A 14587-nucleotide genomic window follows, 5' to 3' on the forward strand; every position below is an offset into this window, starting at 1 on the left:
CCGTCCTGTTCCCCAACCCGGCCCAGACCCGGCGCACACGCGAGGTGGATCACGGCCCGGGCGCGTCAGGATGCGCCGACTCGACCCCGTCCTGGCGTCAGGACGCGCCGACTCGACCTCGACCGGGCGTCAGGACGCGCCCACTCGACCCCGGACATGCAGCGACCCGCAGGCCTGCTGCCCCTCTGGGAGGGGCCCCGGGGGATGACACCGGGAGCCTGCGGGTCGGGTGGCTGCAGTGGATTCGCCGGCAGCTGTCGGCGATGCGGGCTGCCTAGCTGGCAGCCACCTCACTCATCCGATAAGAACTCATTCCTCGGACCACCTCCCTTCTGTGTACGACCACCGTACGTCGCCGGGTGGGAGCGCTCAACGCATTAAGCCGATCAACCCACGACGTCCTCGACCGCCGCCTCGAACTGCGAGCGGTAGAGCCGGGCATAGGCCCCGCCGGCCGCGAGCAGCTGCTCGTGCGAGCCCTGCTCGACGATCGAGCCGTCCTCCATGACGAGGATCAGGTCGGCGTCGCGGATCGTGGAGAGCCGGTGGGCGATGACGAACGAGGTGCGGTCCGAGCGCAGGGCGGCCATCGCCTGCTGCAGGAGCAACTCGGTGCGCGTGTCCACCGACGACGTCGCCTCGTCGAGGATGAGCAGCGCCGGGTCGGAGAGGAACGCCCGCGCGATGGTCACCAGCTGCCGCTCGCCGGCCGAGAGGTTGGAGCCGTCCTCGTCGATGACGGTGTCGTAGCCCTCGGGCAGCGAGTGCACGAAGCGGTCGACGAAGGTCGCCCGGGCGGCCTCGAGGATCTGCTCCTCGCTGGCGTCGGGCCGGCCGTAGGCGATGTTGTCGCGGATGCTGCCGGCGAACAGCCAGGTGTCCTGCAGCACCATCCCGATGCGGGTGCGCAGCACGGAGCGCGGGATCGAGGTGATGTCGACGCCGTCGATGAGGATGCGCCCGGACTGCACGTCGTAGAAGCGCATCACGAGGTTGACCATCGTGGTCTTGCCGGCGCCCGTGGGCCCCACGATGGCGACGGTCTGGCCCGGCTCCGCGACGAGCGAGAGGTGCTCGATCAGCGGGCGCGCGGGGTCGTAGGAGAAGGACACGTCCTCGAAGCGCACCTCGCCCCGCGGGTGCTCGGCCGGCCGGCCCGACGCGTCGGGCGACTCCTCGGGCGCATCGAGCAGCTCGAAGACCCGCTCGGCCGAGGCGACGCCGGACTGCAGCAGGTTGAGCATGGAGGCGACCTGCGTGAGCGGTTGGGTGAACTGGCGGGAGTACTGGATGAACGCCTGCACGTCGCCGAGCGACATCGTGCCGCTGGCCACCCGCAGCCCGCCGAGGACCGCGATGACGACGTAGTTGAGGTTGCCGACGAACATCATGATCGGCATGATCAGGCCGCTGACGAACTGCGCGCCGTAGGAGGCCCGGTAGAGCTCGTCGTTCTGCTCGGCGAAGACCCGCTCGGCCTCGGCCTGGCGACCGAAGACCTTGACGATCGCGTGGCCAGAGAAGGTCTCCTCGATGTGGGCGTTGAGCGTGCCGGTGCGGCGCCACTGCTGGATGAACATGCCCTGCGAGCGCTTCATCACCGCGCCAGTGATGAGCATCGAGATCGGTACCGAGACCAGCGCGACCATCGCCAGGAGCGGCGAGATCCAGAACATCATCGCGAGCACCGCGAAGACGGTCAGCAGCGAGTTGAGCATCTGGCTCATCGTCTGCTGCAGCGTCTGGCTGATGTTGTCGATGTCGTTGGTGACACGGCTGAGCAGCTCGCCGCGCGGCTGCTTGTCGAAGTAGCCCAGGGGCAGCCGGTGCACCTTGTCCTCGACCTCCGAGCGCATCCGCAGCACCGTGCCCTGGACGACGTCGTTGAGCAGGTAGCCGCCCAGCCAGGACAGCAGCGACGCGCCGACGTAGACCGCGAGCACGATCAGCAGCACGTCGGCGACCGCGGAGAAGTCGACGCCGTCGGTGAGGTCCATCGAGGCGAGCATGTCGGCGCGGTCGTCCTCGCCGCTCGCGCGCAGCGACTCCACGGCCTGCTCCTTCGAGGCCCCGGAGCCGAGCACGTCCCTGCCGATCAGGCCGGCGAAGATCAGGTCGGTCGCCCGGCCCAGGATCCACGGGCCGAGGGCGGTGGCGACGACGCTGAGCAGCGTCAGCACCACGACGGCGTACGCCTTGTGGCGCTCGGGGTGCAGCCGCGCGAGCAGCCGCTTGAGCGAGGGCCAGAACGTGTCGGCCTTCTGCCCGATCATCCCGCCGCCCATCGGGCCGCGCCCGTGGCCGCCGCCGGACTGGACCCGCTCGGTCTCCTTCAACGTGCCGGAGTCGGCCGGGGAGTCGGCGGTCCCGGAGGTCGGGCCGGACTGCTCGCGGATGCTCATGCCACCTCCTCGGCGGTCAGCTGCGACGCGACGATCTCGCCGTAGGTCGAGCAGGTCTCGAGCAGCTCGTCGTGGGTGCCGGTGCCGACCACGGCGCCGTCCTCCATCACCACGATCCGGTCGGCGTGGCGGATGGTCGCGACGCGCTGGGCGACGATCACCACGGTCGCGTCCCGGGTCGCCGGTCGCAGCGCCGCGCGCAGGCGGGCGTCGGTGGTGAGGTCGAGGGCGGAGAACGAGTCGTCGAAGAGGTAGATCCCGGGGCGGCGGATCACCGCGCGGGCGATGGCCATCCGCTGGCGCTGCCCGCCGCTGAGGCTGGACCCGCCCTGGGCCACGTCGGACTGCAGTCCGTCGGGCATCGCCTCGACGAACTCGCGCGCCTGGGCGATCTCGAGCGCCGCCCACATCTCGTCCTCGGTCGCGTCGGGCTTGCCGTAGCGCAGGTTGTCGGCCACGGTGCCGCGGAACAGGAACGCCTTCTGCGGCACCAGCCCGAGCCGCGACCAGAGCGTCTCGGCGTCGAGGTCGCGCACGTCGACGCCCCCCACCCGCACCACTCCCCCGGTCGCGTCGAACAGTCGCGGCACCAGGTTGACCAGCGTGGACTTGCCGGCGCCGGTCGAGCCGACGATGGCCACGGTCTCGCCGGGGGCCGCGCGCAGCGAGACCTCGCGGAGCACGGGCTCGTCGGCGCCGGGGTAGGCGAAGCTCACGCGGTCGAGCTCGAGGCCCAGGCGCTCGGGCAGCGCGGTGACCGGGTCGGCGGGCGGGACGACGGAGGAGTCGGTGTGGAGCACCTCGGTGATGCGCTCGGCGCACACCGCCGCGCGGGGCACCATCATCAGCATGAACATCGCCATCATCACCGACATCACGATCTGCATGAGGTAGGAGATGTAGGCGGTCAGCGCACCAACCTCCATCTGGCCGGTCTCGACCCGGTGCCCGCCGAACCACAGCACGCCGACGGTCGCCACGTTGGCCACGATCATCACCGTGGGGAACATCGCGGCCTGCCAGCGCCCGGCCCGGATCGCGACGTCGGTGAGCTGGACGTTGGCGTCGGCGAACCGCGCGGTCTCGTGCTTCTCGCGCACGAACGCGCGCACCACCCGGACGCCGGTGATCTGCTCGCGCAGCAGCCGGTTGACCTCGTCGATGCGCTCCTGCATGAGCCGGAAGCTCGGCACCATCTGGCGCACGATGAGCCCGATGGACAGGCCGAGCACGGGCACCACGGCGAGCACCAGCCACGACAGGCCGATGTCCTCGCGGGCGGCCATGATGATGCCGCCGACCATCATCATCGGCGCCGCCACCATGAGCGTGCCGCCCATCAGCACCAGCATCTGCACCTGCTGCACGTCGTTGGTCTCGCGGGTGATCAGCGAGGGCGCACCGAACTGCTGCACCTCGCGCGCCGAGAACGACCCGACCCGGTGGAAGATCGCGGCGCGCAGGTCGCGACCGAAGCCCATGGCGTTGCGGGCCGAGAACCACACCGCCGTGATCGAGCAGGCGACCTGGACGAGCGACACGGCGAGCATCAGCCCGCCGTGGCTCACGATGTAGCCGGTGTCGCCGGTGACGACGCCGTTGTCGATGATGTCGGCGTTGAGGCTCGGCAGGTAGAGCGCGGCCAGCGTGCCGACGAACTGCAGCGCGACCACGGCGGCCAGCGGCACGGCGTACGGCCGGAGGTAGGTGCGGACGAGTCCGAGGAGCATCAGGAGTCCTTGCCGGTCGCGGTGGGCTCGGGCGCGGAGACGACCACGCCCTTCTCAGCGCGCCGCCCCTCCTCGAGGTGCCGGGAGGACACGGCCGGATCGAGGGGCCCCGTCGCGGTCGTCAGCGAGAGGACCCCGCGGAAGCGCACGCCGCCAGCATAGGTCGGCGCCCACCCGGCAACCACCGGTTTCGCGCTCAGGGGGCGAGCCGCTCCACGGTCCAGCCCGCGCCGTCGCGGCGGTAGACGAGCCGGTCGTGCATCCGGCTCCGGCGTCCCTGCCAGAACTCCACGGCCTCCGGCGCCACGCGGTAGCCGCCCCACTCGGGCGGCACCGGGACCGGCGCGTCGTCGCCGAAGCGCTCCTGCGCCCGCGCGTACGCCGCCGCGAGGTCGGCGCGCGAGGCGACGGGACGCGACTGGCTCGAGGCCCACGCGCCGAGCTGCGCACCGCGCGGCCGCGTGTGGAAGTAGGCCTCGACCTCGTCGTCGCCGAGCACCGACGCGGTGCCCTCGACGCGCACCTGACGCTCGAGCGGGTGCCACGGGAAGAGCAGCGCGCAGCGCGGGTCGGTGGCGAGCTCGGAGCCCTTGCGCGAGGAGCGGTTGGTGAAGAAGACGAAGCCGTCGGGGCCCACGCCCTTCAGCAGCACCATCCGGCTCGACGGACCGCCGTCGGGCGTCGCCGTCGCCAGCACCATCGCGTTGGGCTCGTGCAGCCCCGCCTCGACGGCCTGGCGCAGCCAGCGGCCGAACATCTCGACGGGGTCGTCGGCGAGGTCGGGCAGGTCGAGACCGCCGCGGCCGTACTCCTCACGCAGTCCGGCGATGTCCATGCCGCCGACCCTACGCCGGGCCGCGCACCCGCCCGGCGACCGAGGTTCAGGGCTGGGACGCCGCCTGGGCGTAGTACCACGAGGTCCTGGCCTTGGCGCCCTTGCGCGTCAGCGAGACGTGCAGGTGGTCGCGGTGGCGCAGCGTGGGCGAGCAGGTGCGGCGCGTGCGGCAGCCCGAGCTGAGGTAGCGCTTCGCCGCGAACCCGTCGTAGGAGGCGTACATCGTGTCGTCCCAGATGATGTACATGATGCCCATCCGGCGGGCCAGGGCGTGCGGCTGGCCGGTGTCGTCGGGCGCCAGGACCTCGTCGATCAGGGCCGCGGCGAGCGCGGCGTCGGCAGGGTCGGTGGCATCGAGCAGCCAGTCGAAGGCCCGCGACTCCTTGTGCTCGCTGCGGCTCGACCCGGCGCACGAGCGGCTGATCGGGCCGTAGCCGCCGCCGCGGGCGACCAGCCAGTCGGCGAGCATCAGCACACCCGCCTTCGGCCGGCGCCGGCACGTGGTCTGCGGCTGGTAGCCCGAGTAGGGCTCCATCGGCATCAGGAAGGGCGCGGAGGACGTGACGGTCCCGCGCCGGTTGCCGGGCTCCTCCGCGGAGGCGGCTCCCGGACCGCTCGCGAGCAGGCCGAGCAGCAGCACGACGGCGCCCGAGACGCGCGCGGCGACCCGCGCTGAGGCTTGCATCGAAACGTCCCACCCTCCCCTGTGACCACACCCGGCACAGGGACCGTAGGCGGGCCCGCGCGCCGCCGTCAGGGGTTCGTCAGAACATCACCGCTGTAGTTCGCAGGCGGGTGTCCCGCCGGGCAGCCGGTGCCGGTTGGCGGCGACCCAGGCGTAGGTGCGGCGGGCGATCGGGTCGACCCCCGGAGCGGTGATCAGGCGCCCCGCGAGCCGCGCCGGCAGCGGCCCGGTGCGCAGGATCGAGGCGAACGCGCGGTGGCCGTAGTCGACGCGACCGTCGGGGTGGACGTAGGGCATCTCGACGACGGCACGTGCCGGGTCGACACCGAGCTCCTCGAGGTCGGCGGCCTGCACGGTCGAGCTGTCGACGTCGACGCCCAGCCGCGGCACCAGGCGGGCGGTGCGCATGCAGAAGCCGCAGTCGGCGTCGTTGAGCATGAGACCTCGGTCCACGGCACAAGGCTACGTCGCGAGGTGGCACCAGCACGGCTCCGCAGTGGCGCGCGGGTGCGGTTGAGCGGGGGCGTCCCCGCTCAACGGCCCGGATCCGGGGGTCCTAGCGGGGACGAGACGTGTCCAGTGGTCGCCGGACGCGCGGGCGTCGTTCAGCCGGATCGAGGCGCCGGGGGACATACGCGCGCGCCGGGGTTGAGCGGGGACGTCCCCGCTCAACGGCCCGGATCCGGGTGTCCTAGCGAGGACGAGACGTGTCGAGTGTTCAGCGGGACCCGTGGGAGGCCGTTCTCATCGTCAGCAGTCTGTCCGCCTTGGCGGGGGCGCCATCCGGGCCAGCCGCGGCGAACGGGCCCCCGGCGACGGTCCGGGACGCTTCCCGCACCTCACCGACTCTGGGAGGATCGACCCACCTGGCCGACGGCGGATGGGGCGACGTGGCAGCGGAGCAGCGAGCGCGTCGTGCGACCGCCGTGGCGTGCCTGGCCGTGGTCCTCGCCCACGGGGTCGCCCTGGCGGTGATCACCCGGAGCGCCGAGGCCCAGGAGCCGCACCGGGTCCCGCTGCTGGTCGCCGCCCCGGCGGTGGTGGCCTCGTCGCTCGCCGACGAGGCCGACGCGATGCCGGGCGCGCCGTTCGACGCCAGCTGGACCGACGACGCGGAGGAGGCCCGCACGGCCGTGCGGGACGGCACCGCCGTGGCCGCGGTGCTGGTCGACCTACGCACCACCCGGGACGTCGTGCTCGTCGACGCGCGGGCGGACGCTGCGCTCAACGACGCGGTCACCGACCGGCTCGAGGCGATCTCGGCGTCGAAGGACCGGACGTTCGCCGTCGAGGAGCTCGCCCCGGAGGACTCGGACGCCGCCGACCGGGTCCGCTGGTTCGTCCTCCTGGCAGGCGCGCTGGGACTCGGCTTCGCGCTGGCGCTCTCGCTTGTGAGGGGCCGGGCCGGCGGGTCCGACCGGGCGCGGGTGCTGCCCGGGCTCGCCGCCCTCGCCGGGGTCGCTGTCGCCGGCGCCTCGGTGCTCGCGCTGGCCCCCGTGACGCGGCTGGCCGGCGACGGCCCGGCCGTCATCGGCGTGGGTGCGCTGTACGTCTTCACGATGGGCGCGGTCGTCCTCGGCGCCGAGGCGCTGGCGGGGGTCGTCGGGCTGGCCGCCGCCACGGCGGCCCACTTCGTGCTCGCGACTCCGCTGCTGTTCGCGACCAACCACTACCTGCTGCCGCCCTTCTGGGCGACCGCGACGTCCTGGCTGCCGACCCGTGCCGCGCAGGAGGCGCTGACGGAGGTGGCCTACGTCGAGCCCGCGGCAGCCCGCCAGCAGGTGCTCGGGCTCGCCGCCGTCGCGCTGGTCGCCGTGCTCGCGGTCGCGCTCGCCCACCGTGTGCACGAGCGATCCCGGGGGCCCGGGGCGGCGGCGGTGCCGGTGCGGCACTGGCGGCTGTGGGTGCTCGGCGCCGTGGTGCCGCTGGCGGCGGTGCTGTGGCTGGTGATCGCCCTCGCGCCGACCGGCGTGGTCGACGCCGCGTCCCTGCCCAGCGTGGCGACGCGGACCACGTGCGTCGATCCCGGCGGCCGGCCCACGTCGGTCGCCCAGCTCAACGACCAGGTCGCGCACCTGCAGGGGGTCCCTGCGTTCCAGGGTGGCGACGTGGGGGCCGACGTCCAGCTCACCGACGGACGGTTCCTCGTCGTCTTCGGCGACACCCTGCGCGACGAGGACTTCGACGGACCGCGGCTCGTGCGCAACTCGATGATGCTCTGGGACGCCGACTGCGTCTCGGTGGTGCTCCCACCCTCCCGCGGGGCCCTGATCCCCGATCGCCGTGACGGGGTCGGCTACTGGCCGATGTCGACCGCGGTGGCCCACCGACCCGGCTACGACCTGGTGCTCGTCTCGGCCCAGCGCGTCGCCGCGACCGGAGCCGGCTCCTTCGACTTCGCCAACCTCGGGCCGTCCCTGGCGGTGTTCGTGGTGGCCGATGGCCGGACGCCACAGCTCATCGAGGTCGAGGACATCGGGCCCGACGACCCGCGGCCGAGCCGGCCGGAGTGGGGGGCGGCGATGGCCGTCGCCGGCAGGTGGCTCTACCTCTACGGCACCGCCAACCCCGGCAAGGACGACGTCTTCGGGTTCTCCCTCCGGGTCGCGCGGGTGCGCCCCGACGACGTGCTCGACGCCTCGAGGTGGCGCTTCTGGGACGGCAGCGCGTGGCAGCGCGACGCCGGCGAGGCGGCCCGGCTCGTGCCGGCCGCGGGAGGGGTGTCGCAGACACTGAGCGTCTTCCGTCGCGGCGGGCGCTGGTACGCCCTGAGCAAGCTGGACGGCGACCTCGGCGACCAGATGGTGCTCTGGACCGCCCCGCGTCCGACCGGACCCTTCACCCGGACCGCGCCGGTCGCCTCGTTGCCCGTCGACCCCGACTCCGGAGCGGTCACCTACATGCCGCTCGCGCACCCGGGGCTGTTCCCCCGCCCCGGGTCCGTGGTGGCGTCCTACAGCAACAACAACACCGACGCACGGAGGATCATCGACGACCCGAGCCGCTACCGCCCGACGTTCCTGCGCGTCCGGCTGCCGAGGTGACGGGGCCCTCGCGCCCGACCGGGAGCGGCTCGTGGATGCGTCAGATGAGGCGTCGGATGCGCCGTCCGAAGCAGCGGCTGAGCTCGGAGCCGCAGTAGTGGCCGAACCCGGGGATCGGCTCGTAGCCCGAGGACAGGTAGAGCTCGATGGCCTCCGGCTGCTTGATCCCGGTCTCCAGCACGAGCGCCTCGATCCCGGCCTCGGCCGCGGTCGCCTCGAGGTGGGCGAGCATCCGCCGTGCCAGGCCGCGCCGCTGGGCGGCGGGCACGACGTACATCCGCTTGACCTCGGCGCTCACCTCGGCGCCCAGCGCCGTCACCGAGCTGCGCCGCCACGCGCCGGTGGCGACCGGGACGCCGTCGAGGTAGCCGACGAAGAACTGCCCGAGCGGGTCCTCGAAGTCGGCAGGGTCGACGGGCGACTCGTCGCGCCCACCGTAGCGCGCGACGTACTCCTCCTGGACCGCCTCGACCAGCAGCTGCGCGTCCGGATGGGTGATCGGGAGCCGCTCGATGCGCAGCTCGGACGCCGGCTCAGGCAAGCGACTGCCCGCAGCTGTCCGGCGTGCCGTCGGTGTTCATGATGCGTCCCCCGTCGTGTGATGTGCGGCTGCGGGTGTCACAATAGGCGCTCTGACAGCGTCGTCAGGACCGCCCTTCCGCACCACACGTGAGGCCTCCCATGACCGACGCCCTGCAGATCCCCGCCGAGCTCCTCCCGGCCGATGGCCGCTTCGGCGCGGGTCCGTCCAAGATCCAGACCAGCCACCTCGACGCGCTCGCCGCGACCGGCTCCTCGCTGATGGGCACCTCGCACCGCCAGGCCCCGGTGAAGAAGACGGTCGGCCGGGTCCGCGAGGGTCTCACCGCGCTCTTCGACCTGCCCGACGGCTACGAGGTCGTGCTCGGCAACGGCGGGGCGACCGCCTTCTGGGACATCGCCTGCTTCGGCCTGATCCGCGAGAAGAGCCAGCACCTGTCCTTCGGCGAGTTCTCCTCCAAGTTCGCCACGTCGGCCAAGAAGGCTCCCTGGCTGGCCGACCCGACGGTGATCACCAGCGAGCCCGGCTCGCGGCCCGACGCGGTCGCCGAGGAGGGCGTGGACGCCTACGCCTGGGCGCACAACGAGACCTCCACCGCGGTGATGGCGCCCGTACGCCGTCCGGCCGGGGTGGCCGACGACGCGCTGGTGCTGGTCGACGCGACCTCCGGCGCCGGCGGCCTGCCGGTCGACCTCGACCAGGTCGACGCCTACTACTTCGCACCGCAGAAGTGCTTCGCCTCCGACGGCGGGCTGTGGATCGCCCTCATGTCGCCGCGGGCGCTCGCCCGCGCCGAGGAGATCGCGGCGAGCGGGCGCTACGTGCCGCCGTTCTTCGACCTGCCGACCGCGATCGACAACTCCTCCAAGAACCAGACCTACAACACCCCGTCGGTCGCGACCCTCTTCCTGATGGCCGAGCAGCTCGACTGGATGAACAGCCAGGGCGGGCTGAAGGGGATGGTCGAGCGCACGACCGCCAGCTCCGACGCGCTCTACGGCTGGGCCGAGCGCACGTCCTACACGACGCCCTACGTCGCCGAGCCGGCCGACCGCTCGCTCGTGATCGGCACCATCGACTTCGACGACTCGATCGACGCGGCCGCCGTCGCCGCCACCCTGCGCGCCAACGGCATCGTGGACACCGAGCCCTACCGCAAGCTCGGGCGCAACCAGCTGCGCATCGCGATGTACCCCGCGATCGACCCGGCCGACGTGGAGAAGCTCACCGCCGCGATCGACCACGTCGTCGCCCACGGCTGACGACCCGCGCGGGACGCGTCGTGCTCAGGCTGCGAGCAGCTTGAGCACGGCGCGCTCCAGCGCTGCCTGCCGGGCGTCGTCGGTGTCGTAGGACCCGCGCACCGTGATCGTGCGCCCGCGCTCGTAGGCCTCGACGACGCGCGGGTCGACGTAGGCCGTCCTGGCGAGGGTCGGGGTGTTGCCCAGGAACTCCGAGACCTCCTTCATCGCCGCGGACACCGCCCGCTTGCGCGACGCCTTCGTCGCGCCCGGCTCGGCGGAGTCAGCGAGGGCGGCCGCCGCGATGACCGTGGCGTGCCAGGTGCGGAAGTCCTTGGCGGTCGCCTCGATGCCGAAGCAGCCGCGGATGTAGTCGTTGACGTCGGAGGACGACAGGTCGCGCCAGGTGCGGCCGTCCTTCCAGGCCAGGAGCCTGTCGCCACCGGCGCGGCGACGACGCATCACGTCGAGGGCGCCCACGGCCGACGGGTCGTCGATGTCGATGCAGTGCTCGACACCCGACTTGCCGATGAAGCAGAAGCGCATGCCGCCCCGGTGCCGCGAGACGTGCTCCTTGAGCAGGGTGGTGAGGCCGAAGGAGCCGTTGGTGTCGGTGTAGACGTCGTTGCCGATGCGGAAGTAGCCGAGGTCGAGCAGGCGCACGGCGACCGCGCAGGCCCGCTCCTGCGACATGCCCTCGGCCCCGATGTCGGCCAGCACCCGCTCGCGGGCCCTGGACAACGCCTTGCCGAAGAGGAGGATCCGGTCGAACTTGGCCGCGTCGCGGCTCGCGCGCCACTGCGGGTGGTAGAGGTACTGGCGGCGCCCGGCGTCGTCGGTGCCGACGGCCTGGAGGTGGCCGTGGGGGTGGGGCGTGATCCACACGTCCTTCCACGCCGGCGGGATGACGAGGTCCTTGCAGCGCTGGACCTGGTCGGGCTCGAGGCGCTCGCCGTGCTGGTCCAGGTAGACGAAGCCCTTGCCGGACCGGCGTCGGGTCCAGCCGGGCTGGTCGGGGAACGTGCGCCTCAGTCGGGGCATGCCGCGAACCTAGCGAACGCCTCCCCGCTCCGCGGCCACCCGGAGGGAGGTCCGGAGGGAGGTCCGGAGGGAGGTCCGGCGCGAGGTCGGGCGCGAGGTCGGGCGGGGACGTCAGCCCGGCGGGGGCAGGCTCGACAGGACGTCGCGGATCTCGTCGTACGCCGTCGCGCCGAAGGCCACGAGCCGGGCCTCCTCGACCGAGGTCGGGGTGGCGCGCAGCGTGTCGACGGCGGCGGCGATCGCGTCGCCGCGCGGCCACCCGTAGACCCCGGCGCTGACGAGCGGGAAGGCGACCGAGCGGGCCCCGAGCTCGTCGGCCACGGCCAGGGCCCCGGAGTAGCACGACTCCAGCAGCGACCGGTCGCGCTCGCCGGCGTTCCAGTTGGGGCCGACCACGTGGATGACCCAGCGGGCGGGCATCCGGCCGGCGGTGGTCCACCCGGCGGCGCCGGTGGCGAGCCCGTGGGGGAAGCGTCGCCGGCAGTCCTCGAGGACGTCCGGGCCGCCCGCGGCGTGGATGGCCCCGTCGACGCCTCCGCCGCCCCGCATCCGGCGGTTGGCGGCGTTGACGACCGCGTCGACCTCCTGGGTGGTGATGTCGCCCTCGACGACGGTGAGCCGCACGCGCTCAGCCCGCCCATCCGGCGTCCGCACCGGGGCGCAGGACCCGGCTGGCGAGCTCGGCCTGGCTGGCGGTCAGCAGGTGCTCGGGCACCCGCACCGGCGCCCGGTCGTCGACGGTGAACGTGTAGACGAACATGTCGGGCCGCGGCGGGCCGTCGGTGCTCGCCGACCCCAGCACGGCCTCGGTCACCAGCCGGCCGAGGTCGGGGTCGGCGGGGTCGAGGTCGACCTCGGCCGCCTCGGTGCGGCCGACGAAGCCGCCGCTGCGCTCGACGCGGAGCCGGCCCCCGGCGACGCTGGGCTCGGACGGAGGCGTGGACGGAGCCGTGGACGGAGGCATGGCCGAGGGCGGGACGACCGCGCCGGTGCGGGCCGGCTCGACGCCGACCTGGGCCCACGCCTCGCGGACCGCGTCGGCGTGCTCGCCGGCCGCGGCCACGGTGGCCGCGGCGAACGTCGCGAAGGTGGCGCCCGAGGGGACGTCGCCGCCGACGAGCGCGTCGTACCAGATGCGGCCGGCACCCTCGATCGCCCGGCCCCCGATCGCCACGGCGGCGAGCTGGAACGCCTTGTTGGGGATGCCGGAGTTGAGGTGGACGCCACCGTTGTCGTCGGTGGTCTCGACGTAGTCGTCCAGGTGGGCCACCTGCGGGTCGGCGCCGATCTCGGGGTCGTCGTAGGCGGTGCCGGGAGCAGCCAGGTCACGCAGCGCCCGGGCCTGCACGCGCGGCAAGAAGATCCCCTCCCCGATGAGCCAGTCGGCCTCGGCGGCGTCCTGGCCGAGGAGGCGCTGCTTGAGGCAGGAGGCGAAGGCATCGGCGACCGACTCGTTGAGCGCACCGGACTGGCCGTCGTAGGCGAGGGCGGCGGTGCGCTCGACGACGGCGTGGGAGAACTCGTGCGCCAGGACGTCGACGGGCTTGGTGAAGCGCTCGAACACACGGCCGTCGCCGTCGCCGAAGACCAGCTGGGTGCCGTTCCAGAACGCGTTGTTGTAGCGCGAGCCGTAGTGGACGGTCAGGCTGACGGGGGCGCCCGCGTCGTCGTAGGAGTCGCGCCCCAGGTCGTCGAGGAACATCAGCAGCGTCGCCTCGATGCCGGTGGCCGCCTCGTCGACCGCCGGGTCGCCGGTCGCGGGCTCGCCCGCGCGCCGGGCCGGGTTGCCCGGCAGCGAGGTGCTCGACCCGGCGTCGTGCACCGTCCACGCGACGGTCGCGGCCGCACCCTCGAGCGGGGCGGGCTCCGGCCGGACCCCGCCGCGGGCGGCCCGCTCGCGGCGCAGCGCCTCGTCGGCGGCGGCGCGCTCGGGGCCGTCGACCCGCTCCACGAGCCAGGGCGGGATGAAGGTGCAGCGATCGGCCCGAGACGTGGTCATGGCCCCTGTCTACCCCGCGTCACCGACAGGGGGAAGGACGCGGACGACGCCGGGGGGCGGGAGTCAGGCGCAGGACGCGGCGGTGAAGGTGAGGTCGGTGAGGACGATGCCCTGCCGGCCTCGGGAGGCGAGCGGGCCGGACTGGTCGTTCCAGTAGGTGATCCGGTAGACGTCGGACGCCGGCCGGCCGGCGTAGCTCACGACCACGTTGCCCCGCGAGCCGCTCACCGGGTCCTGCTCGACGTTCGCCCCCGTCGCGCGCCACGGGTCGTTGGCCGTGCCCGCGCCGACGACCTGGTTGGCCCGTGCGCCGCTCGGCGCGCCGCTCACGCTGACCCGGTCCTGGTACTGGCCGTTGCCCATCGTCCGGCCCAGCGAGTCGATGTCGGTCAGGGTGAACGCGAGGTTGGACACCGGACGACTGAACACGAGGGTGACCTCCTGGCGGTGCTGGCTGCGGGGCGTGGAGAGCGAGGTCACCCGCGACGCCGCCTGCTGCATGATCGTCAGGCCGCGGCCGCCGGTGCCGCCGACGTTGCCCGGGGACAGCGCCAGGTTGGAGTAGGCCCCGGTGCTGCCGGCGACGAGGCTGCCCTGGAACGAGCTCGACACCACCATCGTCAGCGGGGCGGTGCCCAGCGCCCCCGAGCCGACGGCGCGCGTCAGCCGGGCGGTCGCCGTCCGGGCCCGCGCGTTGTAGTGCGACGCCCAGCGGATCTCGTACGCGGCGTCCGCGCAGGCGACCGGGCCCGAGGCGGCGGCGTAGGCCGGCACCGCGACGACCATCGAGACCGCGGGCGCGGTCCAGGCGGCGGCCCGGAGCACGGTGCGTCGGGTGGTGGCGTGCGGGGCGGCTGCGTCAGGGGTGACGGTGGTGGTGAGCATGGATCATCCCTCCGGATGACGGCTCGGCACCGGACGAGCGCATCCCCACGCGCTGCACTCCGGCCTGTGTCGGCGACGGTAGTGGGCGGTCTCTCGTCATCGAGACGCTTTTGCCGTGCGGTGGCCGTCTCGTGCGCGAACTGTCTCCCCGCCGTGGGGCGTGGCCGTCGGAATTGAGCGCCTC

General features: G+C 73.3%; 13 protein-coding genes. 2 read left to right on the top strand and 11 right to left on the bottom strand.

Annotation, left to right across the window (positions count from 1 at the left end):
• Positions 1–386: 386 nt before the first annotated feature.
• The 6 genes from AC4H2S_RS00205 to AC4H2S_RS00230 all read right to left on the bottom strand — a co-directional run bounded on the left by AC4H2S_RS00205 (position 387) and on the right by AC4H2S_RS00230 (position 6105).
• On the bottom strand, positions 387–2402 hold the full coding sequence (locus AC4H2S_RS00205) for an ABC transporter ATP-binding protein (RefSeq protein ID WP_491494940.1): 2016 nt from the start codon (positions 2400–2402) through the stop codon (positions 387–389).
• Complete coding sequence (locus tag AC4H2S_RS00210) at positions 2399–4132, bottom strand: ABC transporter ATP-binding protein (RefSeq protein ID WP_491494941.1); 1734 nt, start codon at positions 4130–4132, stop codon at positions 2399–2401. The genes AC4H2S_RS00205 and AC4H2S_RS00210 overlap by 4 nt, the downstream gene beginning before the upstream one ends.
• Positions 4132–4281: a hypothetical protein gene (locus tag AC4H2S_RS00215; protein ID WP_491494942.1), complete on the bottom strand. Its 150-nt coding sequence runs from the start codon at positions 4279–4281 to the stop codon at positions 4132–4134. Before AC4H2S_RS00215 ends, AC4H2S_RS00210 begins: the two co-directional genes overlap by 1 nt.
• A gap of 47 nt (positions 4282–4328) precedes the next feature.
• Positions 4329–4967: a pyridoxamine 5'-phosphate oxidase gene (pdxH, locus tag AC4H2S_RS00220; protein ID WP_491494943.1), complete on the bottom strand. Its 639-nt coding sequence runs from the start codon at positions 4965–4967 to the stop codon at positions 4329–4331.
• Positions 4968–5013: 46 nt separating this feature from the next.
• Positions 5014–5652 carry a VldE C-terminal domain-containing protein gene (locus tag AC4H2S_RS00225; protein WP_491494944.1) on the bottom strand — a complete coding sequence of 213 codons (639 nt, stop codon included), beginning with the start codon at positions 5650–5652 and terminating at the stop codon, positions 5014–5016.
• Between the two features lie 87 nt (positions 5653–5739).
• Complete coding sequence (locus tag AC4H2S_RS00230; protein WP_491494945.1) at positions 5740–6105, bottom strand: thiol-disulfide oxidoreductase DCC family protein; 366 nt, start codon at positions 6103–6105, stop codon at positions 5740–5742.
• Positions 6106–6542: 437 nt separating this feature from the next.
• Between AC4H2S_RS00230 and AC4H2S_RS00235 the strand changes: the two genes are divergently transcribed.
• On the top strand, positions 6543–8696 hold the full coding sequence (locus tag AC4H2S_RS00235; protein WP_491494946.1) for a DUF5005 domain-containing protein: 2154 nt from the start codon (positions 6543–6545) through the stop codon (positions 8694–8696).
• A gap of 40 nt (positions 8697–8736) precedes the next feature.
• Here the strand turns inward: AC4H2S_RS00235 and AC4H2S_RS00240 are convergent, their stop codons facing one another.
• Entirely contained in the window at positions 8737–9237 is a 501-nt protein-coding gene (locus AC4H2S_RS00240) for a GNAT family N-acetyltransferase (RefSeq protein WP_491494947.1), read from the bottom strand.
• A gap of 140 nt (positions 9238–9377) precedes the next feature.
• On the opposite strand from AC4H2S_RS00240, the gene serC reads away from it, so the two are divergent.
• Positions 9378–10499 carry a phosphoserine transaminase gene (gene serC, locus AC4H2S_RS00245; RefSeq protein ID WP_491494948.1) on the top strand — a complete coding sequence of 374 codons (1122 nt, stop codon included), beginning with the start codon at positions 9378–9380 and terminating at the stop codon, positions 10497–10499.
• Positions 10500–10523: 24 nt separating this feature from the next.
• Here the strand turns inward: serC and AC4H2S_RS00250 are convergent, their stop codons facing one another.
• The 4 genes from AC4H2S_RS00250 to AC4H2S_RS00265 all read right to left on the bottom strand — a co-directional run bounded on the left by AC4H2S_RS00250 (position 10524) and on the right by AC4H2S_RS00265 (position 14403).
• A complete protein-coding gene (locus AC4H2S_RS00250) occupies positions 10524–11519 on the bottom strand; it encodes a DNA topoisomerase IB (RefSeq protein WP_491494949.1) in 996 nt (331 codons plus the stop codon).
• 111 nt (positions 11520–11630) lie between these two features.
• Positions 11631–12143 carry an O-acetyl-ADP-ribose deacetylase gene (locus AC4H2S_RS00255; protein WP_491494950.1) on the bottom strand — a complete coding sequence of 171 codons (513 nt, stop codon included), beginning with the start codon at positions 12141–12143 and terminating at the stop codon, positions 11631–11633.
• 4 nt (positions 12144–12147) lie between these two features.
• A complete protein-coding gene (locus AC4H2S_RS00260) occupies positions 12148–13518 on the bottom strand; it encodes a protealysin inhibitor emfourin (protein ID WP_491494951.1) in 1371 nt (456 codons plus the stop codon).
• Between the two features lie 63 nt (positions 13519–13581).
• Positions 13582–14403, bottom strand: coding sequence for a hypothetical protein (locus AC4H2S_RS00265; protein WP_491494952.1), 822 nt, complete (start codon positions 14401–14403; stop codon positions 13582–13584).
• Positions 14404–14587: the final 184 nt, after the last annotated feature.

It is taken from the genome of Nocardioides sp. Z13_37 (assembly GCF_058355585.1).